A 15,518-nucleotide genomic window follows, 5' to 3' on the forward strand; every position below is an offset into this window, starting at 1 on the left:
GTTGGTTCAGAGACGAGGTGCAGCCCGGCGATTTAGTAACAAACGAGAAATATTATTATTTGGAGAGGTTGTCCGACTTGGCCGCCCAAGGTGAAAAGCTGCGCACAGCGCTTGCCCAATGGAGCGCTGCGGGTATGCTGATGGCCTGCCGAGGAGATAGAAATGGCCTACGATTTTGACCTTTATGTGATTGGTGCCGGTTCCGGCGGTGTACGCGCAGCGCGTTTTGCCGCCGGTTTCGGCGCAAAAGTGGCGGTGGCCGAGAGCCGCTATCTGGGCGGCACTTGCGTCAACGTCGGTTGCGTGCCGAAAAAGTTGTTGGTGTACGGCGCGCATTTCGCCGAAGACTTCGAGCAGGCTTCCGGTTTCGGGTGGAGTCTTGGCGAAGCGAATTTCGATTGGGCGACATTGATCGCCAACAAGGATCGCGAGATCAATCGCCTCAACGGCATTTATCGCAATCTGCTGGTCAACAGCGGCGTGACCCTGCACGAGGCGCACGCGAAGATCGTCGGCCCGCACGAGGTCGAGGTCAATGGTGAGCGCTTCACCGCGAAAAACATCCTGATCGCCACTGGCGGCTGGCCGCAGATCCCGGAGATTCCGGGGCACGAACACGCGATCAGCTCCAATCAGGCGTTCTTCCTCAAAGAGCTGCCGAAACGTGTGCTGGTGGTCGGTGGCGGTTACATCGCGGTCGAGTTCGCCGGGATCTTCCACGGTCTGGGCGCGAATACCACGCTGCTGTATCGCGGTGATCTGTTCCTGCGCGGTTTCGATGGCTCAGTGCGCAAGCACCTGCAGGAAGAGCTGACCAAGCGCGGCATGGATCTGCAATTCAATGCCGACATCGCGCGCATCGACAAACAATCTGACGGCAGCTTGAAAGCGACCCTCAAGGATGGTCGCGTGCTGGAAGCCGATTGCGTGTTCTACGCCACGGGTCGTCGTCCGATGCTGGACAACCTGGGCCTGGAAAATACTGATGTGCAGCTCACCGACAAGGGCTTCATCAAGGTCGACGAGCAATACCAGACAGGCGAGCCGTCGATTCTCGCGCTGGGCGATGTGATCGGTCGCGTGCAGCTGACGCCGGTGGCACTGGCCGAAGGCATGGCGGTGGCGCGGCGACTGTTCAAGCCTGAGCAATACCGTCCGGTGGATTACAAGATGATCCCGACGGCGGTGTTCAGCCTGCCCAACATCGGCACTGTCGGCCTGACCGAAGAAGAGGCGCGGGACGCGGGTCACGAAGTAGTGATTTTCGAGAGCCGCTTCCGTCCGATGAAGTTGACCCTGACCGAATGTCAGGAGAAAACCCTGATGAAGCTGGTGGTGGATGCCAAGACCGACAAAGTGCTGGGCTGCCACATGGTCGGCCCTGATGCGGGTGAGATCGTCCAAGGCCTGGCGATCGCGCTGAAGGCCGGCGCCACCAAACGTGACTTCGACGACACAATCGGGGTTCACCCGACGGCCGCCGAAGAGTTCGTTACCATGCGAACGCCGGTCGGCGCTTAAGCGTCCTTCGGTTTGGCCGTGTCTGGCGCTGCCGCAACGGTAGCCGCCAGACGCAGGCTGTCTTCGAGGCTCGCCTGAGTCTTGGTCAACTCTTTTTCCAGTGACTGATTGAGCAGCAGCTGTTCGTCGACGTTCTGTTTCAGCGTCTGACTTTCCAGCAGGGCCACGCGCAGGCGTTCCTGGAGGAGGGTGCGTTCGCTGTCGACACGGTTGGCCTGTTCGAGCAGTTGATCCTGGCGCTGATTGCTGTGCTTGAGCTGATCCTGCATCAGGCTCAGTTCGCGCTGGGTGCCACGGTTCTCGGTAAGCAAGCGTTCGTTGTCACGGTGCAACTGGGTGATCTCGTCCTGACGCACCAGCGCACTTTGTTGCGCCTGACGCAGCTCCATCTGCAACTGCTGGATCTGCCCTTCGTGACGAGCCTGTTCCTGCTCGCGCTGCTCTTTGGTGGCGTTGCGGTAGTGCTCCAGCGCATCGCGGGCGTGCAGGTGTTTTTCTTCCAGCGAGCGGATCTGCTCGTCCTTGTCCTGCAAGCGCAACTCGAAGTCGGCCAGTGCCTGGTTCAGCCCGGCGTTGCGCGTTTGCTCGGTCTGCAGCATCGAGCGGGTGTCGTTCAGCGCCTCGGATTCCCTGGCCAGCGCGGCGCCTTGAATATCGTGCTGCTGTTCCAGTTGCTCGAGTGCCTGGCGCACTTGCTTCAATTGCGCTTCCAGCGTTTCGCGCTGTTCTTCGAACTGCTCGCGGGCTTGTTCGATGGGCTCTTGCGCCTGTTCTTTGAGGCGCTGGGCGAGGCGCGAGACCAGTGCCGTCAGCTCGTCATTGATCGGTTCTGCGGGCGCTTCGACCGGCTGACTGCCGTCGTCCAGCTCTTTCAGATAGCGATGGATCGTGGTTTTCGAACCGGTATTGCCCAGTTCGATGCGTACTGCATCGATGCTCGGGTGTTCGCCTCGGGCCAGAATCGCTGTGCGCGCTATCTGAACCACCGCTTTATTTACGCCGCCACGGGCCATGTGAACTCCTACCATTTCGTACTGTGGTACATGCCACCAAAGTACGCAGTGTACCACGCTGAAAATAAAGTTAAATGATTGATTATAAAGAGGCGGGATATACTGGTATTACCCAATGTCAGGTGCTTAAATGGCTTTTTTGCGCCCTGAATCAGTACGTCTGCGAGAACACAGCCCATGAGCGATATCGATCGCTATCTGCAAGCCGCCACCCGTGACAACACCCGCCGCAGCTATCGCTCGGCAATCGAGCACTTTGAAGTGAAGTGGGGTGGCTTCCTGCCGGCGACGGCCGACAGCGTTGCGCGTTACCTGGTCGAGCATGCCGGGGTGCTGTCGATCAATACGCTGAAGCTGCGCCTGTCGGCACTGGCGCAATGGCATAACAGCCAGGGCTTTGCCGATCCGACCAAGGCGCCGGTGGTGCGCAAGGTGTTCAAAGGCATTCGCGCGCTGCATCCGGCGCAGGAGAAACAGGCCGAGCCGCTGCAACTGCACGATCTGCAGCACGTGGTCGATTGGCTGGAGCAGGAAGCCAGCAGTGCCCGACAGCAGCAGGATCGCCCGCAACTGCTCAAGGCCTATCGCGACCGGGCGCTGATTCTGCTCGGCTTCTGGCGCGGCTTTCGCAGTGATGAGCTGTGCCGGCTGCAGATCGAGCATGTGCAGGCGCACGCCGGTAGCGGCATCACCTTGTATCTGCCGCGCAGCAAGGGCGATCGCGAAAACCTCGGGCAGACCTATCAGGCGCCGGCGCTGCTGAAGCTGTGCCCGGTGCAGGCTTATATTGACTGGATCACCGAAGCGGCGTTGGTGCGCGGCCCGGTGTTTCGCGGGATCGACCGTTGGGGCCATTTGAGCGAGGAGGGCTTGCACGCCAACAGCGTGATTCCATTGCTGCGCCAGGCGCTGGAGCGCGCCGGGATTTCAGCCGAACGCTACACCAGCCACTCCCTGCGCCGCGGCTTTGCCACGTGGGCGCATCAAAGCGGCTGGGATCTGAAGTCGTTGATGAGTTACGTCGGCTGGAAGGATATGAAGTCAGCCATGCGCTATGTTGAAGCCAGCCCCTTTCACGGGATGGCTCGGATTACGGATAAACCGCTTACGTCGTAGATATCGTTTTCTTCTATTAATACAGTCAGCTAATAGCGAAAACAAATCAGCAGCATCAGGTTTGCCAATGAGCCATCCGTCGAGTGAGTGGGTAGGATTCACCCATCGAATTCACAACCCTGACGGAGAGTCATCAATGCCTATCATCAACAGCCAAGTAAAACCGTTCAAAGCTACCGCGTTCAAAAACGGCGACTTCGTACAAGTCTCGGACGCTGACCTGAAAGGCAAATGGTCCGTAGTGTTCTTCTACCCAGCCGACTTCACCTTCGTTTGCCCAACCGAACTGGAAGACCTGGCCGACAACTACGCTGCGTTCCAGAAACTGGGCGTGGAAATCTACAGCGTTTCGACCGACACCCACTTTGCCCACGCTGCCTGGCACAACACTTCGCCAGCCATCGGCAAAATCGAATACACCATGATCGGCGACCCGACCCACGTCATCTCCCGCAACTTCGACGTGCTGATCGAAGAAGCCGGTCTGGCTGACCGTGGCACCTTCGTGATCAACCCTGAAGGCCAGATCAAAATCGTTGAACTGAACGATGGCGGCGTTGGCCGTGACGCTTCCGAACTGCTGCGCAAGATCAAGGCTGCTCAGTACGTTGCTGCTCACCCAGGCGAAGTTTGCCCAGCCAAGTGGAAAGAAGGCGAGGCCACTCTGGCACCGTCCCTGGACCTGGTCGGCAAGATCTAAGTCTGTGACACGCAACTCAGGGCGGTACGCCGCACCTTCTTAAGTACGCTGCACCGCCCAATAAAAATGCCCGGGCGAGATTCGCTCGGGCTTTTTTTCGCCTCAAATAAAGGAAATCGCCCGTATGTTGGACGCCAATCTTAAAGCCCAGTTGAAATCGTACCTGGAACGGGTCACCCAGCCGATCGAGATCGTTGCCTCCCTCGACGACGGTGCGAAATCCCGTGAAATGCTGGAACTGCTGAAAGACGTTGCCAGTCTTTCGAGCCAGATTACCTTGATCGACAACGGTGACGATGCACGCAAGCCATCGTTCTCGATCAATCGCCCGGGGGCCGACATCAGCCTGCGTTTCGCCGGCATCCCGATGGGCCACGAATTCACTTCCCTGGTGCTGGCCCTGCTGCAAGTCGGCGGCCACCCATCGAAAGCCAGTGCCGAAGTGATCGAGCAGATCCGTTCGCTCAAAGGTGAATTCACCTTCGAAACCTACTTCTCGCTGTCGTGCCAGAACTGCCCGGATGTGGTCCAGGCGCTGAACCTGATGGCTGTGCTGAATCCGAACATCCGTCACGTTGCCATCGACGGCGCGCTGTTCCAGGACGAAGTCAACGATCGCAAGATCATGGCCGTGCCGAGCATCTACCTTAATGGGGAGAACTTTGGTCAGGGCCGTATGGGCCTGGAAGAGATCCTCGCCAAACTCGACACCGGCGCCATTGAGCGTCAGGCCGAGAAAATCAGTGCCAAGCAAGCGTTTGATGTGCTGGTGGTTGGTGGTGGCCCGGCCGGTGCTTCGGCAGCGATCTATGCTGCGCGTAAAGGCATTCGCACCGGTGTCGCGGCTGAGCGTTTCGGTGGTCAGGTGCTGGACACCATGGCCATCGAGAACTTCATTTCCGTGCAGGAAACCGAAGGCTCGAAACTGGCCACGGCGCTGGAAGAACACGTCAAGCAATACGACGTTGACATCATGAACCTGCAACGTGCCGATAAGCTCATCCCGGGCAAGAACGGCGAGCTGCACGAAGTCCACTTCGCCAGCGGCGCGACCCTCAAAGCCAAGAGCGTGATTCTGGCGACCGGTGCGCGCTGGCGTGAAATGAACGTGCCAGGTGAGCAGCAATACCGCAACAAAGGCGTGGCGTACTGCCCGCACTGCGACGGCCCGCTGTTCAAAGGCAAGCGCGTGGCGGTGATCGGCGGCGGTAACTCCGGCGTTGAGGCGGCCATCGACCTGGCCGGGATCGTGGCGCACGTGACGCTGCTGGAGTTCGACGTGCAACTGCGCGCCGACGCGGTACTGCAACGCAAACTGCACAGCCTGCCGAACGTCACCGTGATCACCAGTGCGCAAACCACTGAAGTCACCGGGAACGGCGAGAAGGTCAATGGCCTGCGCTACAAGGATCGCAACAGTGATGAACTGCGCACCGTCGAGCTGGAGGGGATCTTCGTGCAGATCGGTCTGCTGCCCAACACCGACTGGCTCAAAGGCACCATCGAGCTGTCGCCGCGCGGCGAAATCATCGTCGACAACCGTGGCGAGACGTCGATCCCGGGCATCTTCGCTGCCGGTGACGTGACTACCGTGCCGTACAAGCAGATCGTGATTGCGGTGGGCGAGGGCGCCAAGGCTTCCCTCAGCGCGTTCGATCACTTGATCCGCACGTCGGCTCCGGCGTAAACGCCAGTCGCTGAAACGAAAAAACCCATGAGCGATCATGGGTTTTTTTATGCCTGACACATATTCAATTGCAGGAGTGAGCCTGCAGGAGATTGATGTAGTCAGTTACAGCGGCGCAGGCTGAATGATTTCAACCCAGTAGCCATCCGGGTCCTTGATGAACGCCAGGCTTTTCATGCGGCCGTCAGTCAGGCGCTTCTGGAAATCACAACCCAGCTCTTCAAAACGTGCACACGCAGCAACGATGTCCGGCACCGAGATGCAGATGTGGCCGAAACCACGCGGGTCGGTGTTGCCGTTGTGGTAGGCGAATTCGGCGTCGTTTTCGGTGCCGTGGTTGTGGGTCAGTTCGAGGATGCCGGGAATCGACTTCATCCACTCGGTGCGGGCAGCGGCGTCGGCCGGGATCTGCGCCTTGTCGACCAGAGCGAGGAAGTACAGGCTGAATTCGGCTTCCGGAAAGTCACGCTTCTCGACCAGTGAGAAACCCAGTACACGGGTGTAGAAGTCCAACGACTGAGTGATGTCTTTCACACGCAGCATGGTGTGGTTGAAGACGAAGTTGCGGGTTGCGCTGTCCGGGGTGGCGGTAACGCCGGGGAAAGTGTTCAGTTCGTGCAGGCTCATAGGCCCTCCGTAACAATGGGGCGAGTGAATGGGCGCAATGATACGCATGCGGGCCGGCATCGCCAAACCGAATGCGCGGCTTGCTCTGTGAACGGGCCGGCCTCAGACTTTACTGCTCAATCTGCGAGTGCCTCTGGTAATGATCCGACCGTTCAAAGCGCTGTTCGTTGTCCTTTTCTCGTCGCTGCTGGCCGTTCCGGCACTGGCGGATCAGCCGAGTATCACCTGGCCTGCCGGTTGGGAGGTCCAGGCATTGCCCGACACACCGCCGCAAGTGTCCCGCCAGCGTGCGGTGAAAAACGACGCCGACGGCAATCAGGTCATGGTGATGGAGTTGACCATGACCCAGGTCGAGGCTGGCCATCAGGTCAATGTGCCGGGCGTTCTGCTGGAGATGCGCAAGTCGATTCAGAAAGACTTCTTCCAGGGCGGTTATCAGAGTGTTTGCAACAAGGTGCACCCGGCAAAACTCGGCGCTCTCGATGCACTGGAGACCACCTGCACGATCACCGAAAACGGCCGTCATGTGTTGTCGCAAACATTGGTCGCTGCGGTCGAAGCGGATAAGGCTTATGTACTTTCTTACGCCGGTCAGGCTGAGGTTTATAAGGCCAGCGCTGACGAAATAGTCGCCGCGAGAAACAGCTTGAAACTTTAAGCCTCTGTTCGCTGATCGGTGGGCGTTAGATACCCGAAGGCATTAAGCACAAAGTTAGCGCAGGTTACGCTGGTAACATCCCGGCGCAAAATGTTTAGCCGCGCGTCTTGTGGCTGTTAAAGCCGCTTCATAACTAGCCCTAGGGAAATCGTTGCTTTTGTTAGATATTGTCCAAAAAAAAGCCCTGCATAATGCAGGGCTTGTTTGTTGACGCAAGATCAACCGCGCAACCAGGAATCAACGGTGGCTGCACCGTACTGTTCCTTCCAGGCTTTCAGGCCACGGTGGTTGCCGCCCTTGGTTTCGATCAGTTCACCGGTGTGCGGGTTCTGATAGACCTTGACCACGCGAGCGCGGCGGGTTTTCGGTGCGGCAGACACTTGCAGGCCGGATTTGCCCGGGTTCGGATCGAGGATGGCGATGATGTCTTTCAGGCCTTTGCCGTAGGTTTTCATCAGCCCCTGGAGCTTTTCTTCGAATTCGATTTCTTTCTTGAGCCCGGCATCGTTCTTCAGCGATTCCAACTGCTTGAGCTGTTCCTGAAGGGCCTTTTCAGCTGCACGAAATTCAGCGAGTCTGGACAATATCTTTACTCCAATAGTGTGTTTGGCTGATACCAACCGCAAACAAAGCTATAAGCCAAGAGCCTTGAAGCGACTCGGTGATAAATGGCTCACCTGCCAATCTTGCACAGGCTGAAAAAATTGTAGTAGTTAATGCGCCAAGAGTAAATCCTGTTGTTGTCGTCATGTAACAACAGTGGTGTTTTGTATCAATTTGGTGCGTCGGCTCGCAGCGCCCGGGGTTAATTCATTTTAGTTAATGGTCACTTAATGCCGCGATGAAGTCGGCGCCGGGCATGGGTTTCCCGAACAGATAGCCCTGCAGGAAGTTGACGTGGTGTGCAGTCAGATAATCGGCCTGTGCCTGAGTTTCTACACCTTCGGCAACAATACCCAGATCGAGCTTGGCCGAAAGTTCGATAATCGTGTCCAGAATATGCCGTGACAGCGCATCAATTCCGATCATCGCGACGAAGCTTTGGTCGATCTTGAGAAAGTCGACGTTGAATGTTCGCAGGTAGCCCAGGCTCGAGTGCCCGGTACCGAAGTCGTCAATGGCGATCATCACACCCAGCGTATGCAACTGCTCGAACAACTGGTGCGTAATGTCGGTTGGCTCGATCAGTTCGCGCTCGGTCAACTCCAGTACCAGGCTGACGCTGGCGGGCGCAAATGCAGCGAGAAACTCGCGGCAGTCGTCGACCAGTTGCAGGTCCTGACAGTGACTGGCAGTGATGTTGATGCCGATGTGGAAGGGCTTGTCGAAGTCCGGGGACAGCGGGCCGAGCAGGGCGGCGGTCTGCTGCATCAGCGCGCGGGTCATGGGCACGATCAGGCCCGAATGTTCGGCGAACGGGATGAACAGGTCCGGGCGCACCAGACCTTCCTTGGGGTGCTTCCAGCGCATCAGCACTTCAGCGCCGGACCACTTCTTGCTGTCGCCATGCACCACCGGCTGGAAGTACGGGATGAACTCGCCGGCCTCCAGTGCACGGAGCATTTCATGGCTGGGCGAGGTGGAACGTCGTTGCAGGACATGGCCGATAGCGCCCGAAATCACCCCGAAAAATATCAGCAGGCTGAACAACGGCGGGTACTCGTCGGCCATGTAGCGCCAGGTCTCGCCTGGCGGGAAACCGGCGCTGACACTGAAGGCGTAGCGCGAAGACGCCAGCATGCTCTGCGCCACCGGCAATGCTGGCAGCGCACCCTGATGCACCTTGCCATCGGCCGACAGCCAATTGTCGCCGACCTGCAGCAACAACAGCGTCTGCCGACCAATCAGGCGCAGCACGTTGCTCAGGTGGTAGCCATCGAGCGTGGTCAGTGCGCCGCCGCGACCTTCGCTGAGCCGATACACCAACAGCGCGGTGTTCGGGGTGACGGGGTTGCCGTTCATCAACCACAGTTTGCCCTGGGTGTAGTCGCCCGGGTTCACGGCTTCCTTGAACTCACCGAACAACGAGCTGCAATAAAGGTTGTTGTCCCACACCAGATTGGTCGAGCGCACGAAGGGTCGACGGGTCACCTGTTCGCGTAATGCCAGTTTTACGCTCTCGCAGGGCTGGCCGGCCAAGGGCAGTAGATCACTGGCGGCCTGGGCGGTGTTGTCGAGCATCAATTCGAACTGACGCAGCGCTTCGTCGGCGGTGTTTTGCGTGCTCTGTTGCAGGGTCCGCTGGGCCTGCATATACAGAATCGCGCTGCCCAACAGGACGGGCAGCAGACCACAAAGCGAGGTCACAATGATGCGCACGCTACGTTTGCGGCGGGGTCTGACGGTCAAGGGCATGGGCGCATCCTGATGCGATAGGGTGAAACTCTCGAATGCAGGCCTGGCAACGGCGCGCCTGTGAAAATCAGCGGAGTCAGAAGGGATGATAGATGGCCGTTGACGCTTGTGCTGCTCACGGTTGATGGATCTGTGTCGCCAGTTCGATAAAGGCCAGCGTGGCCGGAGATGCCTGGCGCTGATCGAGGACGGCAAGGCCGATCTGGCGCTGCACGGTGGGCAACAGTGGCTTCTTTACATAGCGCTGCGTTGCAACGTCCGGTAAGGAGCCTTCGGCGACGATAGTGATCGCCTCGCCACGCCCAACGACATCCAGCGTGCTGAGCAGTTGCGAGCAACGATAGCGGATGTTCGGTTGCAGGCGCGCGGCATTGAACAAGCGTGAAACCAGCTCCGAGGAGCCAGCCTCGGTCAGCACAAACGGATCGGCGCACAAGTCCTTGAGGCTCAGTGCGGGGGACGCGGCCAATGGATGATTGACCGGCAGCAGTGCGACCATCTGGTCTGCGGCCAGGGCGAAGGTATCGAAACGTTCCTCGGGCAGCACCACAAAACCGATGTCGATTCGCCGTTCTTCCAGCCACTGGACAATCTGCCGATCCGGCCCTTCATCAATGTGCACTTCGATGCCCGGATGCGCTTGGCGATAGTGGCGGAGAATCGGCGGGAGCAACTTGATCGACGAGGTGGGGCCGAACGAGCCGATGCGCAACGTGCCGCTTTTCATGCCGCGCGCATCGGCCGCTTCCTGGCGCAAGGTGTTGGCCAGGCCAAGCATGGCCCGCGCGCGCTGCAGCAATTGCTCGCCGATGTCGGTGAGTTCGACCTGCGACTGATGCCGGCGTAACAGTTCGACGCCCAGTTCCTGCTCCAGCGACTTCAGCGCATGCGACACGGCCGACTGCGAAATTCCCAGACGATGGGCGGCGAGGGTGAAACCGCGCAGTTGCGCGACCAGCGAGAAAATCTCCAATTGAGTGAGGGTCATGAGTGTTTGCTCATTTTACGATGACAAGGAATGAGGTGAATGATACGCCATCCTTCAGCTTTCTTCGTTTGGAGCCTCATGCGTAACGTTGAGCAAACCCACACAACAGCCTCCGACCGCCCGGTTTATCTAACCCTTGCAGCGGTCACCATGATTTGGGGCGGGACCTTTGTCGCCGGGCGTTTTCTGGCAGGCAGCCTCAGCCCGCTGTTCGCTGCCAGCCTGCGTTTCCTGCTCGCCAGTGCGGCGCTGCTGGGGTTTCTGTGGATCGCGCGAATCCCGCTGGCGCGGCCAACGCCCCGGCAATGGCTGCAACTGACGCTGCTGGGGTTCTTCGGAATTTTCTTCTACAACCTGTGCTTCTTTTATGGCTTGCACTACATCAACGCCTCGCGTGCTTCGTTGATTGTTGCTTTGAATCCGGCAGTGATCGGCCTCGCCTCATGGTTGCTGTTCAAAGAACGCCTGGGGCGGGTGAAAGTCGCTGGCATCGCGCTGTGCATCGCCGGCGCCAGTCTGGTGATTGTCAGCCGCAATCCGCAATTGCTTGCGACGACACCTGACGCGTGGATCGGCGATCTATTGATTCTCGGCTGCGTAGTGGGGTGGGGTGTCTACTCGCTGTTTTCCCAAGGTCTGAACCGGTCCCTCGGCCCACTGCAGACCGTGACGTTCTCGGTTTTGATCGGCACCGTGATGCTATGGGGGCTGGCGGTAATGCGCGGCGAAGTGAGCGGGGCAGCCTTGATCAGCCTCGGCACGCCACAGTGGCTGAGCCTGATCTACCTCGGCGTGCTCGGCTCGGCGCTGGCTTACATCGGCTATTACGACGGCATCCGCAAAATCGGGGCGACCCGTTCCGGAGTGTTCATTGCGCTGAATCCGTTGACGGCGGTGGTGCTCGGTGCGCTGTTGCTCGGCGAACAGCTGACATTGACCCTGTGCCTGGGCGGCGGCTTGGTACTGGCGGGGATTTACCTGTGCAACAAACCCCTTGCGCCCGCGCCAAAAAGGCGGATTTTATAGAGAGGGCAGACAACCCTATTTACGCTGTGTAGAATCGGGTTACGCATACAATAATAATCGTCTTCTGGCAGCAGAAGCCTCGCCCGCAAGAGCCTTGGGTCGACAATGAAGATATTCGGGTTTCAACTGATCTATGGCGACTTCCTCGCCCGCAGTGTGCGAGGCATCTCCTGCGCACCTCCCGCCGGTCTCAGCATTACTGACAAATAACTCTGGTTAATTGATAAGAATGATGAGGCGTCACCATGACCGATTTATACGAAAACCCAATGGGCCTGATGGGCTTTGAGTTCATCGAGTTCGCATCGCCGACTCCTGGCACCCTGGAGCCGATCTTCGAGATCATGGGCTTCACCAAGGTCGCGACCCACCGTTCCAAGAACGTGCACCTGTATCGTCAGGGCGCGATCAACCTGATCCTCAACAACGAACCCAACAGCGTCGCATCGTACTTCGCGGCCGAGCATGGCCCGTCGGTGTGTGGCATGGCGTTCCGCGTCAAGGACTCGCAGAAAGCCTACAACCGTGCCCTGGAACTTGGCGCCCAGCCCATCCACATCGAAACCGGGCCGATGGAGTTGAACCTGCCGGCGATCAAAGGCATTGGCGGCGCTCCGCTTTACCTGATCGACCGTTTCGGCGAAGGCAGCTCGATCTACGACATCGATTTCGTGTTCATCGAAGGCGTTGACCGCAACCCGGTTGGAGCCGGTCTGAAGATCATCGACCACCTGACCCACAACGTTTACCGCGGGCGCATGGCCTACTGGGCCAACTTCTACGAGAAGCTGTTCAACTTCCGCGAGATCCGCTACTTCGACATCAAGGGCGAATACACCGGCCTGACCTCGAAAGCGATGACCGCGCCGGACGGCATGATCCGCATCCCGCTGAACGAGGAATCGTCCAAGGGCGCCGGGCAGATCGAAGAGTTCCTGATGCAGTTCAACGGCGAAGGCATCCAGCACGTGGCGTTCCTCACCGACGACCTGATCAAGACCTGGGATCAGTTGAAGAAGATCGGCATGCGCTTCATGACCGCGCCGCCGGACACCTACTATGAAATGCTCGAAGGCCGTCTGCCGAACCACGGCGAGCCGGTGGATCAACTGCAATCGCGCGGCATCCTGCTCGACGGCTCGTCGAACCCGGACGACAAGCGCCTGCTGCTGCAGATCTTCTCGGAAACCCTGATGGGTCCGGTGTTCTTCGAATTCATCCAGCGCAAGGGCGATGACGGTTTCGGCGAGGGTAACTTCAAGGCCCTGTTCGAGTCGATCGAGCGTGACCAGGTGCGTCGTGGTGTACTGACCACCGAGTAATTTTCGACACTGCTACAAATTGTGGGAGCGAGCCTGCTCGCGAATGCGGTCCTTCATTCAACATCAAAGTTGACTGAGTTGACGCTTTCGCGAGCAGGCTCGCTCCCACAGTTGTTTTGTGCTGTTTTTAAGGTCGGCGTTGCCGCATCAGGTGCTTGAACCCTTCAAACACCAGCACCACCACCGCCATCCAGATCGGAATGTAGGTCAGCCATTCGCCAGCCTTGATGCTTTCGCCCAGCAACAGCGCCACACCGAGCAGCAACACCGGCTCTACATAGCTGAGCAGGCCGAACAGGCTGAACGGCAGCAAGCGGCTCGCAATGATGTACACCACCAGTGCCGAAGCGCTGATCAGACCGAGCAGCGGAATCAGCCACAGCAGGCCCGGATACTGATCGAACACACCAAAGCCTTGCTCGCCACCGCGCACAAACCAGTACGCCACCGGCAGCATCAGCGTCATGTCGACCCACAAGCCGCCGAGGTGATCGGTCTTCAGGCGTTTGCGCAGCACGAAGTACAGCGGGTAGCCAACCACGACCACCAGCGTCGCCCAGGAAAAACCGCCGACCTGATACAGCTCGTTCGCCACGCCCAGGGTTGCAAAGAACACCGCGATTTTTTGCAGATACGACAGGCTGTCGCCGTATACGATGCGCCCGGTCAGCACCATCGCCAGTGGCAGCAGGAAATAGCCCAGCGACACGTCGAGGCTGTAGCCGTTGAGCGGCGCCCACATGAACAGCCACAGCTGCACGCCGAGCAACGCTGCCGAAACGAGCAGGCCACCGATCAGCTTCGGAAAACCGGCCACACGCCGCAGCAATTCCAGCACCCGCCGCCATTCTCCGGAGACCAGCATGAACACCGTCATGCACGGCACGGTCAGCAGCATTCGCCAGCCAAAGATTTCCACGCCGCTCAACGGGGTGAGCAGCGAGGTGTAGTAATACATGACGGCAAACAGCACCGAGGCTGAAACCGATAAAGCGATACCTTTAGACAAACTGTCCTCGCGGGTGGGTGATCAAACAGGGCGCGCAGGATACGTGGTTTTTGTGTTGAATATTGGCCAAGTGATCAATATTCCCCACATCTTGAAGATAAGCACAAATCCTGTGGGAGCGACGCTACGACGATTCGGTCTGCTCGCGAGAGGGAAGCAAACCTGACATCTTCAGAGACTGATCCACCGCTTTCGCGAGCAAGCCCGCTCCCACAATGGGGTCTGCGGCGAGCCACCCATCCCGATCCAGCCCGCAATCCCGTGTGGGAGCGGGCTGAATCGCGAAGGCGTCCGCCTATTCAACAATAGTGCTGCCTGATCCACCGCTTTCGCGAGCAAGCCCGCTCCCACAATGGGGTCTGCGGCAAGGCACCCATCCCGACTCAAACCTCAATCCCCTGTGGGAGCGGGCTTGCTCGCGAAGCTTTTATGCCTGACGCGGTTTACGGCCCGACACAAAATGGCTCACATCATTGAACCCCGGTGTCGACGCATGCCCCGGTGTTACCAGAGAGTCGATGAACGCCTCATCCTCAGCCGTGATCTTCACCGCCTGCGCCTTGGTGTAGGCGTCCCACTGTTGTTCGGTGCGTGGCCCGACGATCGCCGACGTCACCGCGCTGTTGTTCAGCACCCAGGCAATCGCGAATTCGACGATGCCAACCCCGCGGCCTTGGGTGTATTGCTGAATCTGTTGGGCAATGCGCAGCGATTCCACGCGCCATTCGGTTTCCAGAATGCGTTTGTCCTGACGCCCGGCGCGGCTGTTGGCGTCCGGGGTTACGTCCGGCGCGTATTTGCCGCTGAGTACGCCACGGGCCAGCGGGCTGTAAGGCACCACACCGAGGCCATAGGTTTGCGCGGCGGTGATCTGCTCGGTCTCGGCCTGGCGGTTGACGATGTTGTACAGCGGCTGGCTGATCACCGGGCGGTCGACACCGAGCTTGTCCGCGATGCGAATCACCTCGGCAATCCGCCAGCCACGATAGTTCGACAGGCCCCAGTAACGGATCTTGCCCTGGCGAATCAGATCGCCAATCGCCGATACGGTGACTTCCAGCGGGGTGTTGTGGTCTTCGCGGTGCAGGTAATAGAGGTCGAGGTAGTCGGTGCCGAGACGCGTCAGGCTGGCCTCCAGCCCGTTGAAAATATGCTTGCGGCTCAAACCGCTGCGGTTCGGCACACCGTCCACCGGGCCGAAACCGACCTTGGTCGCCAACACCCAATCATGCCGGTGGCGGGCAATCGCCTCGCCGACGATCTCTTCGGAGCGGCCATTGGTATAAACGTCGGCAGTGTCGATGAAATTGATGCCTTGATCCCAGGCCTTGTCGATGATGCGCAGCGAATCCTCTGCGCTGGTCTGCTCGCCAAACATCATCGTGCCGAGGGTGAGGGTAGACACCTGCAACCCCGAGTGCCCCAGTGTGCGATAGCTCATGCCGAAATCCTTTTGTCGGTGGGAAAACTCCAATCAAATACCAGAAGCGTCCGAT

Annotated in this window: 14 protein-coding genes; 7 read left to right on the top strand and 7 right to left on the bottom strand. The window is 58.8% G+C overall.

Annotation, left to right across the window (positions count from 1 at the left end):
* The first annotated feature begins 162 nt into the window (after positions 1–162).
* The gene (gene gorA, locus AC0J41_RS11910; RefSeq protein WP_473015675.1) at positions 163–1,521 is read left to right on the top strand and encodes a glutathione-disulfide reductase; all 1,359 of its coding nucleotides are present in this window, start codon (positions 163–165) and stop codon (positions 1,519–1,521) included.
* Here the strand turns inward: gorA and AC0J41_RS11915 are convergent.
* Positions 1,518–2,534 carry a DNA-binding protein gene (locus AC0J41_RS11915; RefSeq protein WP_473015676.1) on the bottom strand — a complete coding sequence of 339 codons (1,017 nt, stop codon included), beginning with the start codon at positions 2,532–2,534 and terminating at the stop codon, positions 1,518–1,520. The two genes, gorA and AC0J41_RS11915, sit on opposite strands and share 4 nt — an antisense overlap.
* Before the next feature lie 177 nt (positions 2,535–2,711).
* On the opposite strand from AC0J41_RS11915, the gene AC0J41_RS11920 reads away from it, so the two are divergent.
* From AC0J41_RS11920 to ahpF, 3 genes are all read left to right on the top strand, one after another.
* A complete protein-coding gene (locus AC0J41_RS11920) occupies positions 2,712–3,650 on the top strand; it encodes a site-specific integrase (protein WP_025109954.1) in 939 nt (312 codons plus the stop codon).
* Between the two features lie 136 nt (positions 3,651–3,786).
* The gene (gene ahpC / locus AC0J41_RS11925; protein WP_003224621.1) at positions 3,787–4,350 is read left to right on the top strand and encodes an alkyl hydroperoxide reductase subunit C; all 564 of its coding nucleotides are present in this window, start codon (positions 3,787–3,789) and stop codon (positions 4,348–4,350) included.
* A gap of 124 nt (positions 4,351–4,474) precedes the next feature.
* Positions 4,475–6,037 (top strand): alkyl hydroperoxide reductase subunit F, encoded by a 1,563-nt coding sequence (gene ahpF / locus AC0J41_RS11930; protein WP_473015677.1) that lies wholly within the window; start codon positions 4,475–4,477, stop codon positions 6,035–6,037.
* A gap of 105 nt (positions 6,038–6,142) precedes the next feature.
* Here the strand turns inward: ahpF and gloA are convergent, their stop codons facing one another.
* On the bottom strand, positions 6,143–6,664 hold the full coding sequence (gene gloA / locus AC0J41_RS11935; RefSeq protein WP_025109952.1) for a lactoylglutathione lyase: 522 nt from the start codon (positions 6,662–6,664) through the stop codon (positions 6,143–6,145).
* Positions 6,665–6,803: 139 nt separating this feature from the next.
* Here gloA and AC0J41_RS11940 point away from each other — a divergent pair, with 139 nt between their 5' ends.
* On the top strand, positions 6,804–7,322 hold the full coding sequence (locus AC0J41_RS11940; protein WP_025109951.1) for a DUF4946 domain-containing protein: 519 nt from the start codon (positions 6,804–6,806) through the stop codon (positions 7,320–7,322).
* 218 nt (positions 7,323–7,540) lie between these two features.
* Here AC0J41_RS11940 and AC0J41_RS11945 read toward each other — a convergent pair whose 3' ends face one another.
* The 3 genes from AC0J41_RS11945 to AC0J41_RS11955 form a co-directional block, all read right to left on the bottom strand.
* Complete coding sequence (locus tag AC0J41_RS11945; protein WP_025109950.1) at positions 7,541–7,906, bottom strand: histone-like nucleoid-structuring protein, MvaT/MvaU family; 366 nt, start codon at positions 7,904–7,906, stop codon at positions 7,541–7,543.
* A gap of 235 nt (positions 7,907–8,141) precedes the next feature.
* Positions 8,142–9,677 (bottom strand): EAL domain-containing protein, encoded by a 1,536-nt coding sequence (locus AC0J41_RS11950; protein ID WP_473015678.1) that lies wholly within the window; start codon positions 9,675–9,677, stop codon positions 8,142–8,144.
* A 115-nt stretch (positions 9,678–9,792) separates the two neighbouring features.
* A complete protein-coding gene (locus AC0J41_RS11955; protein ID WP_473015679.1) occupies positions 9,793–10,665 on the bottom strand; it encodes a LysR family transcriptional regulator in 873 nt (290 codons plus the stop codon).
* A gap of 78 nt (positions 10,666–10,743) precedes the next feature.
* On the opposite strand from AC0J41_RS11955, the gene AC0J41_RS11960 reads away from it, so the two are divergent.
* Together AC0J41_RS11960 and hppD are read left to right on the top strand one after the other, a co-directional pair.
* Positions 10,744–11,691, top strand: coding sequence for a DMT family transporter (locus tag AC0J41_RS11960; protein WP_025109947.1), 948 nt, complete (start codon positions 10,744–10,746; stop codon positions 11,689–11,691).
* A gap of 245 nt (positions 11,692–11,936) precedes the next feature.
* On the top strand, positions 11,937–13,013 hold the full coding sequence (gene hppD / locus AC0J41_RS11965; RefSeq protein WP_025109946.1) for a 4-hydroxyphenylpyruvate dioxygenase: 1,077 nt from the start codon (positions 11,937–11,939) through the stop codon (positions 13,011–13,013).
* Between the two features lie 127 nt (positions 13,014–13,140).
* Here the strand turns inward: hppD and rarD are convergent, their stop codons facing one another.
* Entirely contained in the window at positions 13,141–14,022 is an 882-nt protein-coding gene (rarD, locus tag AC0J41_RS11970) for an EamA family transporter RarD (protein WP_025109945.1), read from the bottom strand.
* A 427-nt stretch (positions 14,023–14,449) separates the two neighbouring features.
* Positions 14,450–15,463 carry an aldo/keto reductase gene (locus AC0J41_RS11975; protein ID WP_473015680.1) on the bottom strand — a complete coding sequence of 338 codons (1,014 nt, stop codon included), beginning with the start codon at positions 15,461–15,463 and terminating at the stop codon, positions 14,450–14,452.
* Positions 15,464–15,518 lie beyond the last annotated feature (55 nt).

Source organism: Pseudomonas sp. Arb-4-2C (assembly GCF_055755015.1).

Coding starts and splice junctions, on each gene's coding strand:
- gloA (WP_025109952.1), bottom strand. CDS start 6,664: ATGAGCCTGCACGAACTGAACACTTTCCCCGGCGTTACCGCCACCCCG.
- gorA (WP_473015675.1), top strand. CDS start 163: ATGGCCTACGATTTTGACCTTTATGTGATTGGTGCCGGTTCCGGCGGT.
- ahpC (WP_003224621.1), top strand. CDS start 3,787: ATGCCTATCATCAACAGCCAAGTAAAACCGTTCAAAGCTACCGCGTTC.
- AC0J41_RS11920 (WP_025109954.1), top strand. CDS start 2,712: ATGAGCGATATCGATCGCTATCTGCAAGCCGCCACCCGTGACAACACC.
- hppD (WP_025109946.1), top strand. CDS start 11,937: ATGACCGATTTATACGAAAACCCAATGGGCCTGATGGGCTTTGAGTTC.
- AC0J41_RS11975 (WP_473015680.1), bottom strand. CDS start 15,463: ATGAGCTATCGCACACTGGGGCACTCGGGGTTGCAGGTGTCTACCCTC.
- AC0J41_RS11955 (WP_473015679.1), bottom strand. CDS start 10,665: ATGACCCTCACTCAATTGGAGATTTTCTCGCTGGTCGCGCAACTGCGC.
- ahpF (WP_473015677.1), top strand. CDS start 4,475: ATGTTGGACGCCAATCTTAAAGCCCAGTTGAAATCGTACCTGGAACGG.
- AC0J41_RS11960 (WP_025109947.1), top strand. CDS start 10,744: ATGCGTAACGTTGAGCAAACCCACACAACAGCCTCCGACCGCCCGGTT.
- AC0J41_RS11950 (WP_473015678.1), bottom strand. CDS start 9,677: ATGCCCTTGACCGTCAGACCCCGCCGCAAACGTAGCGTGCGCATCATT.
- AC0J41_RS11915 (WP_473015676.1), bottom strand. CDS start 2,534: ATGGCCCGTGGCGGCGTAAATAAAGCGGTGGTTCAGATAGCGCGCACA.
- AC0J41_RS11940 (WP_025109951.1), top strand. CDS start 6,804: ATGATCCGACCGTTCAAAGCGCTGTTCGTTGTCCTTTTCTCGTCGCTG.